Here is an 18008-nt window from a genome sequence, read left to right as displayed (position 1 = left end):
TCAATAAGAACAACATGAAACGCGTCACCCGCCACAAGTCATCCGCCCTGAACCTGCCTACCCTCCGCTTAGAGGGGGGCCTGTTCTTGCCCGACGTTTTGGAAAAAGCCGCCCTGGGCACCGCCCGCTTGCAAGCCGATGCCGACTACGGCATTCCCAAAGGCCTCAAGCAAAAGGACGAATACAGCCGCGCCTTTCAAATCGCATCCGCCCAATGGAAGCACTTTGAAAAGCAGATGGAGCGCACCGACTTAGACGCCAACCACGCCACGGCCACCTTTGTGGCCGAGCTGTTGCGCGACGCGCTGGCTTACCCAGCCGTGGGTGCCAGCACCGGCATCAGCGTCGGTGACCGGCATTACCCCGTGACCCACATCGCCAGCAACGGTTTGGGCGCTCAGCTGCCCATTTTGGTTGCGCCACACACCCAAGGCCTAGACGAGGCTGACGCACGCTTTGGCGTACGCCACACCGACGGCCAAGCCATCGGCGGCCACAGCGGTACGCGCAAAAAGTCACCTTTTCAGCTGGCCCAAGAACTCCTCAACGCCAGCCCAGACCACCAGTGGGCCATCGTCACCAACGGCAAAACCATTCGCATCTTGCGCGATGCCGCCACGCTCACCCGCCCGAGCTACCTTGACATCGACATCGCCGATCTGCTCAGCGGTCAACGCTACGCCGAATTTGCCTACGCCTGGCGCCTGCTGCACGCCAGCCGCGCAGGCCTGCAAGCCACAAACGACATCACCGTCAAGCAGCCCGTGGTGTGGGAAACCTGGCGCGAAGCCGGGCAAGAAGAGGGCACCCGCGTGCGCAACGGCCTGCGCTTGGGTGTCACGCAAGCCTTGCTCACCTTTGGGAATGGCTTTTTGCAGCACCCCGCCAACGACGCCTTGCGCATGGCCCTGCAAAACGGCGAACTGAAAAAAGAAGACTACTTCGCCCAGCTGTTGCGCCTGATTTACCGCTTGATCTTCGTCTTCAGCATCGAAGAGCGCGGCCTGCTCAAAGACGCCAACGGCCAAACCAACGCCGCGTACACCCAAGGCTATGCACTGGCCCGCCTGCGCGACATGGCCTTGCGCCGCCGCGCCCGCAACCGCTTTGATGACCTGTGGCAAAGCATGCGCATCGTGTTCAAAGGCCTCAACCTGGGCGAGCCCCGCTTGGGCCTGCCTGCATTGGGTGGCTTGTTCAACACCAGCCAATGCCCTGCGCTGGACGGCGCCGAACTCAGCAATGCGCATCTGCTGGCCACCATGCAAAGCATGCGCTGGGCAGCACAAGCGGGTGGCAGCCTGGCCCCCATCGATTACCGCAACATGGGCGTGGAAGAGCTGGGCAGCGTCTACGAAAGCCTGCTGGAGCTGGTGCCTGAGGTAGACCTGCCTGCCCGCAGTTTTGGTTTTGTAGGATTGACCAGCGAAGGCACGTATGTGGCATCGGTGGCAGGCAACGAACGCAAGCTGACCGGCAGCTACTACACCCCCGACAGCCTGGTGCAAGAACTCATCCAGTCTGCGCTGGTGCCCGTCATTGACGAGCGCATTGCAGCCCAACCCGACAACCCGGTGGAGGCCTTGCTGTCCATCAAGGTGTGCGACCCTGCCTGCGGCAGCGGCCACTTTTTGCTGGCCGCCGCCCGCAAGTTAGCCGAGCGCTTGGCAGCCCTGCGCTCTGACGACGGCGTGGTCACTCCATCCGCCTACCGCCATGCCCTGCGGGAAGTCATTGCACGCTGTATTTACGGCGTGGACCGCAACCCCATGGCCATCGAGCTGGCCCGAACGGCGCTGTGGCTGGAAGGTTTTGAAGAGGGCAGGCCGCTGAGCTTTTTGGACCACCACCTGCAGGTGGGTGATGCGCTGCTGGGCCTTGTCGATTTGAACGTGCTTCAGAAAGGACTGTCAGGAGAGGCATTCAAGCAGCTTACAGGCGATGACAAAGAGGTTTGCAAAGCTCTGTCAAAAATCAACTTGGCCGCCTTGAAGCAACTGGAAAGAGAACAGGAGTCAGGGCAGTTGACGCTGGATTTCTCGCACGAAACCGGCCTACAGTCACTCAAAGCCATCGAGTCTATGGCAGCTGAGACCCCCGAGCAAATCAGCGAGAAGGAGAGGGCGTATTTGCAGTTCCTTGAGCACAGCCAGGACTCCACCATTGCGCATGCAGCAGATCTGTTTGTGGCGGCCTACCTTGCACCCAAGACGGCAAAAAACCTGGCTATCGTGCCAACGACCGCCAGCTTGATTTTGGAATTAAGCGCTCAAGACAAGGATGAGTCACACCACCAGCAAGTTGCCGCTGCAAGAAAAGCATGCAAGGCAGCTCGCGTTTTACACTGGCCATTGGCCTTCCCGCAAGTGTTTGCCGCAGGTGGTTTTGACTGTCTTCTGGGTAATCCGCCCTGGGAAATGTTGCAACTCGACCCACAGGAATTTTTCGCGAGCCGTGCCCCTGAAATTGCCAACGCACAGCACATGGCCGCACGCGACAAAATGATCGAGGACTTGCGGGCCTCCAACCCGAAGCTCCATGCAGAGTATTTTGAGGACGTTCGACGGACCGAGGCCTCACAGGCTTTTGTCCATGTCAGTGGGCGATTCCCAGCCTCAGGGTTTGGGCGACTGAACCTGGCCTATCTGTTTGCCGAGTTGTTCCTGGACCTGAAGAAAGCCATCGGGCGCTCGGGTGTCGTTGTTCCCTCTGGCATCGCGACCGATTCCTTCAGCCAACATTTGTTCAACAAAATTGCCAAAGGAAACTTGGTCAGCTTTTTTGACATCGAAAACTCTCAGGCAATCTTCGAAGGAGTGCACCGAAGCTACAAGTTTTGCTTGCTTACTTTGGGTAATGCAGAAGAGGCCCAGTTTGCTTGTTTCATCAGCAATACATCGCAGTTGACCGATGCAAGACGAATTTTCAGGCTTGCTAAAGATGACTTTGAACTGCTTAACCCGAACACAGGTACTTGCCCTGTTTTCCGTTCTAACCAGGACGCCGAACTCACCAAGAAGATTTATCGGCGTGTACCTGTTCTGTGGCGTGAGGCAAGCGACGACCGGCTAGAGGTGAACCCCTGGGGCCTTAAATTCATGCTGATGTTCATGATGAACACCGACAGCGGAAAGTTCAGGAACCGGGAAGAGCCTGGTACCTTGCCCCTCTTCGAAGCCAAACTTATCCACCAGTTTGACCACCGTTGGGCCACCTACACGCCAGATGGCAATGTCCGCGACATGTCCCTGGCTGAAAAGCAAGACCCTGTTCAAACCGCCCGCCCGCGCTACTGGGTGGACGAGCGCGAAGTGCTGGCCCGCGTAGCCAACGTGCCCGCCCGGCTCGCCAAGGCCTGGCTGCTCACCCATGCCGAAGGCCCGTACAGCCAGAGCATCCCCGAGGCTAAGTCACTGGAGTTTGCCGTTGCCAGTTGGGTGGCCGGGCAGCTCATGCGCGAGGCCGTCTACAACACAGGCCAGGCCGTGCGCACCGTCGACACCCTGAGCAAAAACGAACTCGCCCAAGCCCTGCATGGGGCACAAAGCGTCATCGAAGAACGCTACCCGCCACTGGCCGAAACCCTGCGGGCCGCCGGCATTGAAGGCGCTGCCGCCCGCAAAGCCTTCGCCGCCTGGTGCGAAGACGACCGCGAGGTGCCCCTCTCACAGCTGGAGCTCGATGAAATCGACGCCTGGATGCGGGTCTGGAATGGCCTGTCCAGCGAAGGCACCCGTGTGGGGGCATTGCTGACGCAAGTCGACGTGTGGATGCAGCGCCGCAGTCCGAAGTGGTTGATGGGGTGGCGACGAAATGCACGTGCTACAGATGAGCGTACAACAATTGCAACCGTGATGCCGTTGAGTGGCCAAGGTGACAGTATGTTTCTTTGGACAGCGTCAACGGCAATAGTGGAAACTAGATCTGCAGCTCTTTTGGCTAATTTGGGTTCGCTGATTTTCGATTTCGTAGCTAGGCAAAAAGTAGGTGGCGTTAATTTCAGTTTCTACTATTTCAAACAGCTACCTGTGTTTCCACCGGAAATTTATACAGAAAAGGACTTGTTGTACATAGTCCCCCGCGTGCTGGAACTAACCTACACCGCACTCGACTTAGCCGCTTGGGCGCAAGACCTCGGCTACACCGGCCAGCCATTCCCCTTCAACCCCGAACGCCGCGCTCAACTGCGCGCCGAACTCGACGCCTACTACGCCCGCCTCTACGGCCTCACCCGCGACGAACTCCGCTACATCCTCGACCCGGCAGACGTCATGGGCGACGACTACCCCAGCGAAACCTTCCGCGTCCTAAAAAAAGGGGAAGTCAATGAGTTTGGCTACTACCGGACACAGCGGTTGGTGCTAGAGGCGTGGGATAGACTGACACAAACAGGAGATTTGCACTGATGCACTTCCATTTCGAAAAACTAGGACTACTGGATCAAATCGATCTGGAGCTGGCTGATCTGACCTTGATCTGCGGCGAAAACAACACAGGTAAAACCTATGCCACTTATGCGGTATACGGGTTTTTGCGCAACTGGCGCGGAATTCTTAGGGACTTGATCGAGCCAGAAATTGATCAACTGCTCAAAGACGCCAGCGAGTACCGCATTGATCTGATGCTCATGTTTGAGGGAAAGGTCAATGATTACCTTAAACGCATGGGCAAGACATATGTGAAAGGGCTGCCCCGCGCATTCGCGACAGATGGCAGCGTTTTTGCGCAGACAGTGTGCGTGCCTAGGTCTGATCTTTTTGTTGATCTGGTTAGTAAAACTTACCAATACAGTGTTCAGTCAGGGCCAGGTGGAAAAGTGCTGGCGACACTGAATAAAAGCCCTGGTAGTTCAATGTTAGAGGTGCTGGTCGCCGATCCGGAGGTTTTGCGGCGACCATTTGGTGGTTTGACCGACTTCATCACAGACGCGATTGCCGATATCGTATTTGCAGACCATTTACCTCGCGTTCATATCACCAGTGCTGAGCGAACAGGCGTTGCCATTTTCCGTAAGGAATTGGACATGGCACGCACCCGCATGATCAAGGCGCTTCACCAGGTTGATTCGAAAGAGTTCAAAAAAAACCCATTCCAAACTGTGTTCAAGGCCGCAATGGATGCAGATTACGCTTGGCCGGTGGAGGACAACGTCGAGTTCATTCGTCAACTGGAGGATATTGATAAGCGAACGGGCAAACTCGCTGAAGACAATCCTGAGTTACTTCAGGTCTTCGACGCCATCATTGGTGGCAGCTACAAGGTCGTGAAGAATCAGTTGTTTTTTCAGGCTAAAGGTGCCGCCAAGCAACGCTTCACCATGAACGAGGCATCAAGTTCGATACGTGCCCTGCTGGATGTAGGTTTTTACCTGCGCTGCAAAGCAGAGCCGGGTGACTTGTTCATACTGGACGAGCCTGAACTCAATTTGCACCCCAAAAATCAGCGGGCCTTTGCACGTTTGGTGGCCCGTATGGTGAATGCCGGCATCAAGGTGTTCATCACCACCCACAGTGATTATTTGATCAAGGAACTCAACACACTGATCATGCTCAACCAACAGACGGCGCACACACGCGCTGTCCAGAGTCAGCATGGCTATGCTGACAATGAGTTGATTAATCCGAATCGAGTTCGGCTTTATACAACCGCTTTAGAAAGTGTGAAGATTGCTGGTGCAGCTCGAAGCAGCAAGATCAGGACGTTGAGGCTGGCCAACATTCATGCGGACCGGGGCATCGAGGTTGAAACCTTCGATGACACCATTGAGACCATGAACACGATTCAAAGCGAAATCCTTTACGGGGGCGAACTTTGATGGCCCTCAGTGCTGAACTCGATGCTTTGCACACCTCACTTTCTTGCTGCACCTACAGGGGAGATCAGCACACGCATGTGTTGATTGAAGAACATGGGGCTTTGGCGAAGTTAAAGAAGGTCACTCTGACAGCACCCAATGGCGACTGGTTCAGTTTTGACCCTGACAAAGGGCGTGGCAACACCGCGTTGATGTCGCCGTTGTTGGCCGTAGCTAGAAGTCATAACCATCATCGAGCGTGCGACTGTGTCGTGTTGGTCGGGCGTTTGGGTAAATTGACCGCAATTTATATCGATTTGAAGTCGGGCAATCCGAAGGGTTATGCGGGTCAGTTCAAGAGCACGCGGCAGTTCGTTCGTTATGCCTTGGGCTTGTTGGCCGAGTTTCACGGGCTCGCACTGAACTTGGATGATGAGCGTTATGTGGTCCTGCATGGCGGTCAGCCTGCTTTGATCAATAAAACAACGACCGTACCCAAACCAGGAAAAGCAGCTAATACCACGCCCAACAATCCCTACAAACGTGAGGTCACCAATCCAGCACGCTTGTATTTGAAAGAGTTGTTGGCGTGACGCCCGAATTTTTCCGTTTTCCCCACACGCCCCACATCGCTTGGCTTGCAAAAGGTGAGCCGCGTGACGATAAGGTGCTGTCACCAGCTGAGGCGCAGTCGCTGTTGTCACAAGCGGTGGTGGTGGAAGAAAAGCTCGATGGCGCAAACCTTGGTTTTTCGCTGGATGCTGATGGCCGGTTGCAGGCTCAAAACCGAGGTCAGTATTTGCAAGATCCATTCGCCGGTCAATTTGCCCGCTTGCCTGACTGGTTAGCGCAGGCGGGGGATCGTGTAGAGCTGGCGTTGCTGGGGCTTGCGGAGACGCCTGTCATTCTGTTTGGCGAGTGGTGCGCTGCCCGTCACTCACTAGGCTATGACCATTTGCCCGATTGGTTCTTGCTGTTCGATGTGTACGACAAGACCCAAGGACGCTTTTGGAGTGCGCAGCGCCGCAACGTGCTGGCTGAAACCTACGGGTTTGTCAAAGTGCCTTGCCTTTTACAAGGCTCGACCACCTTGGACCACCTCAAAGTGATGCTCAAGGAAACGCCCAGCCGCTACCGCAACGGTTCGCTCGAAGGCGTGGTGATTCGTCAAGATTCAGAACACTGGTGCGAAGCCCGTGCCAAGCTGGTACGCCCCGATTTCACACAAGCCATAGAGGAGCACTGGAGTCGTAGGCTGGTCGAGTGGAATCGGTTGGCGGTGATTACAACTGCCAATTGATTAAGAGGCTGACCGATGGGCATTGACGATGAAGCTTTTGCGCAAGAGGAGCGTGGTTGGCGCGATCCCGGTAAATGGATTTGTCGTGAGTGCGTTGGAGAGCAAGAGTTCTTGCGTCGATTGATTCAGGAAAACACCAGTTCGTCCACTTGCTCATATTGTCAATCCCACTCGCGTCGAGCGGCACCGTTGTCTGCTTTGATGGATGCGCTGTTACGGGCAGTCAAATACAGTTTTGAAGATCCGACACACGCAGGGCATCCTTGGGACAGCGCGTGCCCCATTGACTACCAATGCTCTGAAGAAGTTTTTCGGGCAGTTTTGGATTCGGAGGCCTTGGACTTGTCGGATAACTTGATTGCTGATGTCGCAGCTTCGTTTGTGAATACAGGCTGGGTCGAAGCAGCGGAGGGTGAATGGATGGGCAGTCACGGACATGAGCTTTACCGCTGGTCGTGGGAGGCGTTTACCAGAACAGTCAAGCATCAAAGCCGATTTCATTTCCACAACGTGGCCAATGTCGACAGAAATTGTGGCGACCAGTTTGTGAGTTCATCGCAAATTTTCGGTTTTTTGGGTGACGTGTTTAACGCGAATAACATGGTTAAGAGCATTTCAGTCAACACGGAATTGCTTCGAGTGCGACGTGGGAATCATGGGCTCACCGCACAGGAGGCTGGACCGCCGCCAAATGCCAAAGCCACGTCGGGGCGGATGAATCCCGCGGGTATCCCCTATTTGTACCTGGCGTTTGATCAGCGCACAGCATTGGCAGAAGCTCGGGCTGTGATAGCCGAAGACGTGACGCTCAGTCGCTGGCAGTCCAGCCGTGAGCTTCAGGTGCTGGACCTGACACACCTGCCGCAATGCATGTCGATCTTCGAGGGGCGCGACACAAAACAAGACCAGGTGATTTTTCTGTCGCATTTCGTGGCGGACATGCGCAAGCCTGTGGGCGAGGACAATCTTGCTGAAATCGAGTACGTGCCTACCCAGCTGGTTTGCGAATATCTCGCCCAAGTCTTCTCCTCCGAAGGAAAGCCTTTGGATGGGCTGATTTATCCCAGTGCGCTGACCACCGGGAAAAATTTGGTGCTTTTTCCAGAGCGTGGTCAGCGGTATTCGGCGTCTTCACTCCATCGTTTTGGAATGGTGAAGTTTCAATCTGCCGAGGTCATCAAGGTTTGACATGATTCCAAATTCAGAATCCCTCACCGTTGAATTCAAAAGCGACCGCAAACGCCTGTCGGATGCCGAGCTGGTCGAGGCTTTGGTGTGCCTAGCCAACACCGAGGGCGGCGAGCTCTGGCTGGGGGTGGAGGACAATGGGCAAGCCACGGGCCTGCATGCCGACCACTTGGCGCTGACCGGTTTGGCTGGCATGGTGGGGGCGCGCACATCGCCTGCTTTGCAGGTGAAGGTAGAGGCACTGCAAGTTGGTGATGTACCTGTGGCCAAAATCACTGTGCCCAAAGCTCAGGGCGAGGTGGCCACGCAAGCTGGCGTGTATGTGCGCCGCCGCATCAAGCACGATGGCACGCCCGAGTGTGTGCCCATGCTGCCGCACGAGCGCATCAGCCGCGCCAGCAGTTTTGGCCTGGTGGATGTGTCGGCCCAGCCGGTGGCGGGCTGCACCCTTGCCGACTTTGACCCGCTGGAGCGCGAACGCCTGCGCCAAGCCGTGCAGCAATACGGTGGCGACCGCGTGCTGCTGGAGCTGGACGACGAGGCCATGGATGGCGCACTGGGATTTACGCAGCGTTTGGCCGATGGCACCCGTGTGCCCACGCTGACGGGTTTGTTGTTGATTGGCCGCGAGTCAGTGTTGCAGCGGCGCGTGGCCACCCACGAGCTGGCGTTTCAGGTGCTGGCGCAGCAGGCGGTGCGCTTCAACGAGTTTCGGCGTTTTCCGCTGCTCAAGGCGCTGGATTGGCTGGAGACCAACTTCCGCCCCTACAACCCCGAGCAAGAGTTGCAAGTTGGCTTGTTCCGTGTGCCGGTGCCCTTGGTGGACATGGCCGCGTTTCGCGAGGCCGTGGCCAATGCCTTGATTCATCGCGACTACCACCGCATGGGGGCGGTGCATGTGCGGCTGGAGGATGAGGCCTTGGTGATCAGCAACCCCGGTGGCTTGGTGGACGGCGTGACACTGGCCAATTTGCTGGTGACAGAGCCGCGCCCACGCAATCGCGCACTGGCCGATGCGATGAAGCGCATTGGGGTGGTGGAGCGTTCTGGGCGCGGCGTGGACACCATTTATCGGGGCATGCTCAAGTTTGGCCGCCCAGCGCCAGATTACGGCCGAACGGATTCGCACAACGTGGTGTTGAGCCTGCCCACGGTGCCCGCCGATGTGGCATTCCGCCGCATGGTGGTGGACGCAGAGCGGAACCGCAATGCCGAGCTGCCCATTGATTCACTGATTGCTTTGGCGGCATTACGCGAATTCAAACGACTTCCAGCTGACGCGCTGGCCTTGCATATTCAGCGCGACGCGGCCAGCGCCAAGCGCACGCTGGAGGCGTTGACTGAAGCTGGCTTGGTAGAGGCACACGGCAACACGCGTGGCCGCAGTTACACCTTGTCGGCAGCGGTCTACACCGTGGTGAGCGACAAGGCGGCTTACACCCGCCAGGTGGGCTTTGGGCCCATTCAGCATGAGCAGATGCTGCTGAGCTATATCCGACAGCATGGGCAGATCAAACGGGCTGAGGTGATGGAGCTTTGCCGATTGACGGAGGGACAGGTCAAGCGGTTGTTGCAAAGAATGTTGGCTGCCGGGCAAATTGTCATGCGCGGACAAGGAAAAACGACCGCCTATGTAGAGCCGGAGTGACTTGCATGCCACCCGATTCGGATCATTTGCGGATCATTTGCGGATCATTTGCGGATCATTCAATTTTTATAAGTCATTGATTTTTATAGTTATTTTTTCTAAATCCCACGTTGAACAGGTTCTTGCGGATCAAAATAAACGGGGGGTTTTTCTGAACACATGACACCTCTCAAACGCGCCCTCATCGAAAAAGCGGGTCACGACCACGGTTTTGAACACACCGTGTCTGCAACGGGTGCGGCCGTGACTTTGGGCTCTGCCCGACACCCAGCGCGGGTGGCTGTGTCGCTGTTGCAGCAAGGCTATGCCGTGACTTTGGTTCAGGGACCGCCAACTTTGCAGCCTGAGTTGGAGCGCAGTTTTGCCATGTGGCCGCGTAACGATGCCACATTTGTTGCAAATACCGATGCCGAGCTGGCCGGATGGTTGCGCCGGGCGTCAGCTTTGGCTCAGTCGCTACCCAACCAGGCGGTGGTAGATTTTGACACCGAGGTGCAACACGCCTTAGCCGCGCTGCCTAGCCATGAGATACAAAGTACAGAGGTGCAACGTTTGGTGCGTCAACGTGTGGGGCAAGATCGATACCGCCAGGCTATGCTGTCCTATTGGGGCGGTGCATGTGCTGTTACAGGGTTGACGCTTTCGCCTGCACTACGAGCAAGCCATGCCAAGCCATGGGTTGTATGTTCCAGTGATTCAGAACGCCTTGATGTGTTTAATGGGTTCTTGTTATCTGCAAACTTAGATGCATTGTTTGACAAGTTTTTGATCACATTCTCAAACACGGGGCAGATCATGATTAGCGATAAGGTTGATGAGCTGAACCGCCAAGTGCTTGGCGTCTACTCTCAGATGTCGTTGCGTTGGATAGCAAATGAACACTTGATGTACTTAGAGTTTCATCGTGGCGAATTTTCAAAGACTTTTTGAATTCCAACTAAATAGTAGGAGCTGAATAATTCAGTTTTCAGACAGTCTGGTACGCAGGTTTGAAAACACAATAACTGACTGCGAACAGCAAAAAGCCCAACCGTGATTTCACGGTTGGGCTTTTTTTCTTTGGATTGCTCGTAGAGTTACTTCACCACCACCTCGCCCCGCAATGAATGCGGGTTGGCTTCGGTCACTTTCACGTCAATCAGCTGGTGCATCAAGCGTTCAGGGTTGGGGCCTGCAGGGAAGTTGACGATGCGGTGGCACTCGGTGCGGCCGCGCAATTCGTTGGCGTCTTTCTTCGAGTAACCGTCCACCATCACGCGTTGCACGGTGCCCACACGCTGCACGTTGATGGCGTGCATGTTGTCGTTGATCACCTTTTGCACTTCTTGCAAACGTCGCAGTTTCACCGCGTGCGGCGTGTCGTCGTGCAAGTTGGCGGCAGGGGTGCCGGGGCGTGGGCTGAAGATGAAGCTGAACGAGTTGTCAAAGTACACATCGTCCATGAGCTTCATCAGCTTTTGGTGGTCGTCTTCGGTTTCGCCGGGGAAGCCCACGATGAAGTCTGAGCTCATCGCCATCTCAGGGCGAATGGCGCGCAGTTTGCGCACCGTGCTCTTGTATTCCATGGCGGTGTAGCCGCGCTTCATGGCCATCAAGATGCGGTCGCTGCCGTGCTGCACGGGCAAGTGCAAATGGCTCACCAGTTGCGGCACTTTGGCGTAGGCATCAATCAAACGCTGGGTGAACTCGTTGGGGTGGCTGGTGGTGTAGCGGATGCGCTCAATGCCCGGAATTTCGGCCACGTACTCGATCAACAGTGCAAAGTCGGCAATCTCGGCGGTGTTGCCCATCACGCCACGGTAGGCGTTCACGTTTTGGCCCAAGAGTGTGACTTCTTTCACGCCTTGCGCGGCCAAACCGGCTACCTCGACCAACACGTCGTCAAACGGACGGCTGACCTCTTCGCCACGGGTGTAGGGCACCACGCAGTAGCTGCAATATTTGCTACAGCCTTCCATGATGCTCACGTAGGCGGTGCCGCCTTCTACGCGGGCAGGGGGCAGGTGGTCGAACTTTTCGATCTCGGGAAAGCTGATGTCCACTTGTGGGCGCATGAGCGATTCACGTTGATTCAGCAAATCAGGCAGACGGTGCAGCGTTTGGGGGCCAAACACCACGTCCACATAAGGCGCACGGGCGATGATGGCGTCGCCCTCTTGGCTGGCCACGCAACCGCCCACGGCAATTTTGACGCCCTTGGCTTTCAGGTGTTGAACGCGACCGAGGTCTGAAAATACCTTCTCTTGTGCTTTTTCACGCACCGAGCAGGTGTTGAAAACGATCAGATCGGCTTGTTCGGGGTCGTCGGTTTTTTCGTAGCCTTGGGCTTCGCCCAAGACGTCTGCCATCTTGTCCGAGTCGTACTCGTTCATTTGGCAACCGAAGGTTTTGATGAAGACTTTGCGGCTCATGCGCGAGCCTCCCCATGGGGGAAAGTGCAGCGGTTCATGGTGTTGATCCAGAGGCTGTTGATAAGACCGCCATTGTAATTCGCCGCCCCTTGCTGGCCCAGCGGCCATAATTTGCCGACTCAGCCGTGCATTAAAGCTTTGTGGACTTGGAGCCGATATGCATGCACCTGCCTTGAGAGAAGCCGCGCGCTTGTGTCAAGGACATCTATCAATGCACCCCTTCAAGTGAATGGCCATGAAAAAATACCTACGTCTGATTCTCGAAATTGTCCTAGGCCTGTTGCTCGCAGGCGCTGCGGCGTTTGCTTATATGAGCTACAGCGCCAAAACCCACGCGGTCCAAGAGCTGACCGAAGCCAGCGAAGGCATGGGCGAGGCGCAAGAAGAACTCGAAAAGCTCACCAAAGAGTTGGAAGAAGCCAAAGAGCAACTGAAAGAAATTGAGCCCGTCGCCACCGAGTTCGCGGCTGTCAAAGACGCGTTCAGCAACGGCGTGGTGTTGGAAGAGTACGACGCCTACATCAAGGCCCAAAAAGGCCCGATGACCAGCGAGCGCCAACTCGGTTTAGGCGCCTTGCGCTTGTTGACCAATGGCGTGAAAGACCCAGACACCATTTCAGCGTTTGAGAAGTCTCTTGAAATGGCGGAAGTGGCCTCGCGTCTGAAGACCATTTGCGCCGCACAAAACGCCTTGGTCGCCGCTGGCAAAAAAATCAATGTGTTGGCTGACTGCGCCGTTTCCAAAGAACCCGCGCATGCCAAAAAAGACGGTCACCATGCCGTGCATTGGGCCTACGACGGTGAAATGGGCCCAGAGAAGTGGGGCGATGAGTTCCCCACCTGCGGCACAGGCACCAAGCAATCGCCTTTGAACATCACCGGCCCATTTGAGAAATCCAAAGATGTGTTGACGGTGGCTTACAAAGAAGGCCCGCTCAAAATCTTGAACAACGGCCACACCATCCAAGTGAACGTGGAGCCCGGCAGCACGCTGAAGATCAACAAAGACGTCTACAACCTGTTGCAATTCCACTTCCACCGCCCCAGCGAAGAGCAAATTGACGGCAAGCCCATGGCGATGGTCGCTCACTTTGTGCACAAAAATGCGGAAGGCAAGTTGGCGGTGTTGGGTGTGTTGCTCAACGAAGGCAAAGACAACGCGTCGATCCAAACTTTGTGGAACAACGCGCCTAAGTCAGAAGGCCCCGAAGTCAAGCCTGAAAAAGCCAAGTTCGACCCTGCCACTTTGGTTCCCGCTGCGTTGACCCACTACAGCTACGAAGGCTCGTTGACCACACCCCCATGCACCGAAGGCGTGAACTTCTACATCTTGAAGACGCCCGTTGACATTGGTAAGAAGCAAGTCATCGACTTCCCCTTCAAGCGCAATGCACGCCCTGTGCAGCCTTTGAACGGTCGCAAGATCAACGCGAACTGATCACGGTTTCTAACCCCCAAGAAAAATGCCTGCAAATTGCAGGCATTTTTTTGGCCGCTTGAAGCGGAGGGAACAAAGTGAAGCCTCGGGCAAAAAGCCGAGGCTGGTGGCCCCTAGGTCGGTGAATTAAATCAACTTCAGGCGTTCCGAAGAGGGCACCACGCGGGTCAAGCGCACGCCGTAGCGGTCGTTGACCAACACGATTTCGCCTTGCGCGACCACCGAGTTGTTGACCAACAAGTCCAATGGTTCGCCAGCAATGCGGTCAAGTTCGACCACGCTGCCTTGGGTCAGGCGCATCAAGTCTTTGATCTTGATTTGCGCACGGCCCACCTCGATGGACAAGGTGACCGAGATGTTTTGCAAAATCTCGGGGTTGATGTTGCCAGGCATGCTCGGCTTGAAGTCTTCCAAGCTGGGCTCCGCGTTGCCAGCCAGCATTTGAGCCAGCCCTGCTTGCGCGTCGTCGTCGAGTTCGTGTGTGTGGTCGTCAGTGTTATCAGTCATTTGAAAGTCCTGTCTCAGATTTTTCCGTGCACGTGTTCGTGGTCGATTTGAACGGCTACTTGTGAGCCGCGTGTTCCCACATTGACGTGGAAGGTGGGGACGCCGCTGGTGGTCATCAGCGCCGTCTCGTCTTTCTTAAAGAAGAGCAAATCGCCTTCTTGCAAGTTATTCAGGTGGTGCAGCGTGGTTTTCACCTCGCCCATGTTGACCACCAATTCCAATTTGGCGTCGCCCACGGCGGCAGCCAAGTCTCGGCGCCAAATTTTGTCGGATTCTTCGTTGCCTTCGCCGCTTTGCACGCGGCTGCTGAGCAGTTCGCGCACAGGCTTGAGGGACGAGTAGGGGTAGACCAAATCGATGAAGCCTTTGCCGCCGCTGACCGTGGCATCGGCTTCAAAGCGACTCAGCACGACCAAGTCGTTCTCATCGGCAATTTGCGCAAATTGGGGGTTGATCTCAGAGCTCACATGCTCGCACTCGATGGGCAATAAAGGGCCCCAAGCTTCGGTCAGTGAGCGAAAGAACACTTCCAAGATGATCTTGATGATGCGGCTTTCGGTGGGCGTGAACAAACGGCCCGAGGGCAATTCGCCCACACCTTTGCCAAAGCCACCAAAGAAGCTGTCCAGCGAGCTGAACACCACGTTGGGGTCAATGATGATCACCGAGTTGCCGCGCAGCGGGTTCATGCGAACCATGTTGACGGAGAGCGGTGGCTTCAAGCCTTTGAGGTAGTCGCCGAACTTCAAAATCTGGACGCGGGTGGGGTTCACACGCGGGCTGGTACGCAGCACTTCGAGCAGACCCAGACGGAACAAACGGATGAAGCGCTCGTTGATCATGTCGACCGACGAGACGTTCACGCCTAAGCTGCTGTCTTCGCTGGCGAGGTCGTGCTTGCGAACCCGCACGCGGGTGTTAAAGCCGGTGTCGGTCTCGATCGAACCGTCGCGCACGCCCTCAGACAGGGCGGCCAGTTCTTCTTGCGAGAGCAGGTTGGATTTCATGGGCTTGTGCGTTATTGCATCACAAACGAGGTGAAGAACACGTCTTCAATGCCGCCGAAGTCTTCGTACTTCATCAGCATTGCGTTCATCACGGTTTTGATTTTGGCGGCCAGTTCGGTGCGGAACTCAGGCTTGGCAATGTCGGCTTCGGTGCTTTGGCGCATCACGTCGAGCACGGCAGAACGCACGGCGAACTCGTGTTTCTTGACGTTGTCGAACACACGGTTGTCGTAATGCGTCATGACGGCAATCTGCACCACCATCACTTTTTTACTGCCCGTGATGTTGGTCATGAACTCTTTGTCGATTTGCAAATAGGTATTTTCAAAGCGGGTGGTTTCTGACGCATCTTTCTTCACTTTGGAAGGACCGGCGGGGGCTGCGCTGTGGGCGTCTTCGGCGGCTTTTTCGAGCTCATCGACTTTGTCGTGGGCGGCTGCTTCGCTCTTGTGCTCAAAGTAGCCTGACATGAACAAAGTGCCAAACACGCTGCCGCCAATCAGGATGATGAGCGACAAGACGATCACCAAAATCAGCAAGATTGGCTTTTTCTTTTTCGGCTTGACTTCGCCTTCTTCGGCTGGGGCTGCTGCTGCGGGTGCGCTGGACATGGGGCTTACTCCTGTTATTAGATGGTCATGCGTGATTAGGCGTACAGGTCAAGCAAGGACGCATTGGCCTTGTTGCGGGTTTCGGTGGCGCTGGCCACGTTGTCGCTGCCCTTGACTTGCAATGATGAATTGTCACCAACTTGCGACGGTTTTGATGAACCGCGAGATGGGTTTTGTTGTGCGTTGCCGCTGTCTTGACCGATGTGCATTTGGCCGGCATGAATGCCAAAGTTTTCAAGTGCGTCGCGCAAGCGTTGGCTGCTGTTTTGTAACAGGTCGCGTGTGAGTGGGTTTTCAGCATGGATCACGGCGTTGAGTTTGCCGTCTTTCATTTCCAGCTGAATTTCGACGCCACCCAAATGGGCAGGGCGCAGACCGAATTTCATTTTCCATTCGCCATCGCTGAGCTGCTTGTGCATGCGAGCGGCCATTTCGGTGGCCATTTTGTCGCTCAACTGGTCGTACACCTCACTCATGGGCGTCGTGGTCGCGACGGATGAGGCCGCGTTGGCGTTTGTTGCTTGTGCGGGGGCGCTGGTTTGTGCCAGAGCTTGGGCAAAACCTTGGCCGCTGTTGTTGCCAGAAGAGGGTTGTTGCTGTGCATCGTCACCAGCGCCGGAGTTCTGTGAGAACTGCGCCACCAAGTCGCTGATGCTTTGCTCGGTGATGTTGCCACCCAGCAATGACAAAGCCTCTAGCGTGCTGGGGGTGGCAACACTGTTTGGGCCGCTGGTCAGGGCCATGTTTTGCAACGAGGCCACTGGCGCAGCGGAGGGCGCCGTAATGGTGATTTGAATTTGTTGGATCGACGCCATGTCTGCCGCGCTCAAACCCAGTTGTATGGGGGGCTGAACATTCGCCGGCGCTGTGGCTGGTGCCAGCGATGTGGTGGTCATCGTCGCAGCCGCAGGCATGATCGGGGTGTCTGCCGACGACGCAGCCACGGTTGAGGTGGCTGTTGTGTCAGGCATCAGCCCTAAGGCTGCTAATTGTGTGGCAGCCGAGTCGACTTGGTTCGGCGATGGCAGTGAGAGCGTGACCGCTGGCGTTGCTGTCGCTGTCGCTGCGCCCGTGGACGCAGATGGCATGTTTGCCGCTGCTGCATTCAGGGCTTGCATCAAAGGATCGGCGTTGTGGGGCGAGGCTGACGCAGGGGCTGTGGATTGCAATGTCGCCCCCTGGGGGGCTGGCTGCATCAGCGATGCAAGACCGTTTGGCGTGGCCACAGGGCTAACGTTAGCCAGTGCCGATGCGTCTACGGTGGTGCCGCCTTGTCCTGGGAGTGGCGGTGCAACGGGGGGCTTGGCCGCGCCTTCGCCCAGCAGCTTCTGAATGGCGGCTTCGTCCAATCCCATGGATTTGGCAAATTCCGTCAAACTCTCGGCGTTCGGCGTGGCGCTGGGCGTCGTGATGATGTGTACTTGTGGGCTGAGCGCAATGGTGCGCAATGACAAAGGCGCTTCGGTCGGTGCTGTGGCTTGGCCCTGCACTGGCGGGGTTGATGGCATGGCCATCATGGCGACTTGCGCCAAAAGGGTGGCGTCTGCGGCGTCAGAGGCCGCGGTATTGGCTTCATCACGCAGTTGTTGCGCGCGCTGCTCAGCGCGTTTTTCGTCCGTGCTCTTATTGGCGTCGTCCGTTTGAGCGGTGCGGTCCTGCTGACGGTCATCGCTCAACCGTTGTTGTGTGGCGTAAGACTGGTTGGTGGCCCATTGCGCACGCTGTGTTTGGTCGGCTTGGGCGCTGACTTCTGGCCTAGGCGGTGTCTCAGCGGCAAAACTTGGCCGCTCCGAGGCCGACAGCCGTTGGAACTGGCGGGCCATGATATTGGCGAAGTCTTGCCCTGCATTGGTACCGGCGTCGGCACGCACGCCTGCTGCCAGCCCTTGTGTGGCGCTGGTCGAGAGGCTTTGAGGCACTGGAGGTGCCGGTGGCATTTGAAGGTAGCTGGACAGGTTCATGTGTGCTTTAAAACGAGTTTGCCTACGAGTTAAGCAAAAACCGTGACAGGTCACATCTTGCCGCTGCTCGGACGCAACCACGTCGGTGTCAGATTGAGCTGGCACATCGATTGCTTAGTGAAGATGTCCCCGACGTTTTGTCA

13 protein-coding genes are annotated in these 18008 nt (G+C 56.3%); 8 read left to right on the top strand and 5 right to left on the bottom strand.

Annotated elements, in window-relative coordinates; genetic code table 11:
* Positions 1 to 14: 14 nt before the first annotated feature.
* The 7 genes from RMS95_RS03285 (at position 15) to RMS95_RS03255 (ending at position 10860) form a co-directional block, all read left to right on the top strand.
* Positions 15 to 4406 (top strand): Eco57I restriction-modification methylase domain-containing protein, encoded by a 4392-nt coding sequence (locus RMS95_RS03285; RefSeq protein WP_310643560.1) that lies wholly within the window; start codon positions 15 to 17, stop codon positions 4404 to 4406.
* The gene (locus RMS95_RS03280) at positions 4406 to 5815 is read left to right on the top strand and encodes an AAA family ATPase (protein WP_310643559.1); all 1410 of its coding nucleotides are present in this window, start codon (positions 4406 to 4408) and stop codon (positions 5813 to 5815) included. The genes RMS95_RS03285 and RMS95_RS03280 overlap by 1 nt, the downstream gene beginning before the upstream one ends.
* Entirely contained in the window at positions 5815 to 6387 is a 573-nt protein-coding gene (locus RMS95_RS03275) for a hypothetical protein (RefSeq protein ID WP_310643557.1), read from the top strand. Before RMS95_RS03280 ends, RMS95_RS03275 begins: the two co-directional genes overlap by 1 nt.
* Positions 6384 to 7094 carry an RNA ligase family protein gene (locus RMS95_RS03270; protein ID WP_310643555.1) on the top strand — a complete coding sequence of 237 codons (711 nt, stop codon included), beginning with the start codon at positions 6384 to 6386 and terminating at the stop codon, positions 7092 to 7094. Before RMS95_RS03275 ends, RMS95_RS03270 begins: the two co-directional genes overlap by 4 nt.
* A gap of 15 nt (positions 7095 to 7109) precedes the next feature.
* Positions 7110 to 8282, top strand: a complete 1173-nt coding sequence (locus RMS95_RS03265; protein WP_310643554.1) for a HEPN-associated N-terminal domain-containing protein — start codon at positions 7110 to 7112, stop codon at positions 8280 to 8282.
* A 1-nt stretch (position 8283) separates the two neighbouring features.
* Complete coding sequence (locus tag RMS95_RS03260; protein ID WP_310643552.1) at positions 8284 to 9930, top strand: ATP-binding protein; 1647 nt, start codon at positions 8284 to 8286, stop codon at positions 9928 to 9930.
* Positions 9931 to 10173: 243 nt separating this feature from the next.
* Complete coding sequence (locus RMS95_RS03255; protein WP_310643550.1) at positions 10174 to 10860, top strand: HNH endonuclease; 687 nt, start codon at positions 10174 to 10176, stop codon at positions 10858 to 10860.
* 146 nt (positions 10861 to 11006) lie between these two features.
* On the opposite strand, the gene miaB is transcribed toward RMS95_RS03255, so the two are convergent.
* On the bottom strand, positions 11007 to 12341 hold the full coding sequence (gene miaB / locus RMS95_RS03250; RefSeq protein ID WP_310643548.1) for a tRNA (N6-isopentenyl adenosine(37)-C2)-methylthiotransferase MiaB: 1335 nt from the start codon (positions 12339 to 12341) through the stop codon (positions 11007 to 11009).
* A gap of 235 nt (positions 12342 to 12576) precedes the next feature.
* Here miaB and RMS95_RS03245 point away from each other — a divergent pair, with 235 nt between their 5' ends.
* Positions 12577 to 13779, top strand: coding sequence for a carbonic anhydrase family protein (locus RMS95_RS03245; protein WP_310643546.1), 1203 nt, complete (start codon positions 12577 to 12579; stop codon positions 13777 to 13779).
* 126 nt (positions 13780 to 13905) lie between these two features.
* Here the strand turns inward: RMS95_RS03245 and fliN are convergent, their stop codons facing one another.
* The 4 genes from fliN to RMS95_RS03225 are packed head-to-tail and all read right to left on the bottom strand — an operon-like array spanning position 13906 to position 17865.
* Positions 13906 to 14286 carry a flagellar motor switch protein FliN gene (fliN, locus tag RMS95_RS03240; protein WP_310643545.1) on the bottom strand — a complete coding sequence of 127 codons (381 nt, stop codon included), beginning with the start codon at positions 14284 to 14286 and terminating at the stop codon, positions 13906 to 13908.
* Positions 14287 to 14300: 14 nt separating this feature from the next.
* Positions 14301 to 15293, bottom strand: a complete 993-nt coding sequence (fliM, locus tag RMS95_RS03235; RefSeq protein ID WP_310643544.1) for a flagellar motor switch protein FliM — start codon at positions 15291 to 15293, stop codon at positions 14301 to 14303.
* 11 nt (positions 15294 to 15304) lie between these two features.
* Entirely contained in the window at positions 15305 to 15904 is a 600-nt protein-coding gene (fliL, locus tag RMS95_RS03230; RefSeq protein WP_310643542.1) for a flagellar basal body-associated FliL family protein, read from the bottom strand.
* Positions 15905 to 15939: 35 nt separating this feature from the next.
* Positions 15940 to 17865 carry a flagellar hook-length control protein FliK gene (locus RMS95_RS03225; protein WP_310643540.1) on the bottom strand — a complete coding sequence of 642 codons (1926 nt, stop codon included), beginning with the start codon at positions 17863 to 17865 and terminating at the stop codon, positions 15940 to 15942.
* Positions 17866 to 18008 lie beyond the last annotated feature (143 nt).

Origin of the sequence: Limnohabitans sp., from assembly GCF_031539175.1 — a bacterium.
In the GTDB taxonomy this organism is placed as follows: domain Bacteria; phylum Pseudomonadota; class Gammaproteobacteria; order Burkholderiales; family Burkholderiaceae_C; genus Limnohabitans.
This window is presented reverse-complemented; position numbering and strand designations above follow the sequence as displayed.

What these genes read in the sequence shown, in the direction of transcription:
- RMS95_RS03260 (WP_310643552.1), top strand. Translation starts at nt 8,284, where the DNA reads ATGATTCCAAATTCAGAATCCCTCACCGTTGAATTCAAAAGCGACCGC.
- fliN (WP_310643545.1), bottom strand. Translation starts at nt 14,286, where the DNA reads ATGACTGATAACACTGACGACCACACACACGAACTCGACGACGACGCG.
- RMS95_RS03275 (WP_310643557.1), top strand. Translation starts at nt 5,815, where the DNA reads ATGGCCCTCAGTGCTGAACTCGATGCTTTGCACACCTCACTTTCTTGC.
- RMS95_RS03285 (WP_310643560.1), top strand. Translation starts at nt 15, where the DNA reads ATGAAACGCGTCACCCGCCACAAGTCATCCGCCCTGAACCTGCCTACC.
- RMS95_RS03265 (WP_310643554.1), top strand. Translation starts at nt 7,110, where the DNA reads ATGGGCATTGACGATGAAGCTTTTGCGCAAGAGGAGCGTGGTTGGCGC.
- fliM (WP_310643544.1), bottom strand. Translation starts at nt 15,293, where the DNA reads ATGAAATCCAACCTGCTCTCGCAAGAAGAACTGGCCGCCCTGTCTGAG.
- RMS95_RS03245 (WP_310643546.1), top strand. Translation starts at nt 12,577, where the DNA reads ATGAAAAAATACCTACGTCTGATTCTCGAAATTGTCCTAGGCCTGTTG.
- miaB (WP_310643548.1), bottom strand. Translation starts at nt 12,341, where the DNA reads ATGAGCCGCAAAGTCTTCATCAAAACCTTCGGTTGCCAAATGAACGAG.
- RMS95_RS03280 (WP_310643559.1), top strand. Translation starts at nt 4,406, where the DNA reads ATGCACTTCCATTTCGAAAAACTAGGACTACTGGATCAAATCGATCTG.
- fliL (WP_310643542.1), bottom strand. Translation starts at nt 15,904, where the DNA reads ATGTCCAGCGCACCCGCAGCAGCAGCCCCAGCCGAAGAAGGCGAAGTC.
- RMS95_RS03225 (WP_310643540.1), bottom strand. Translation starts at nt 17,865, where the DNA reads ATGAACCTGTCCAGCTACCTTCAAATGCCACCGGCACCTCCAGTGCCT.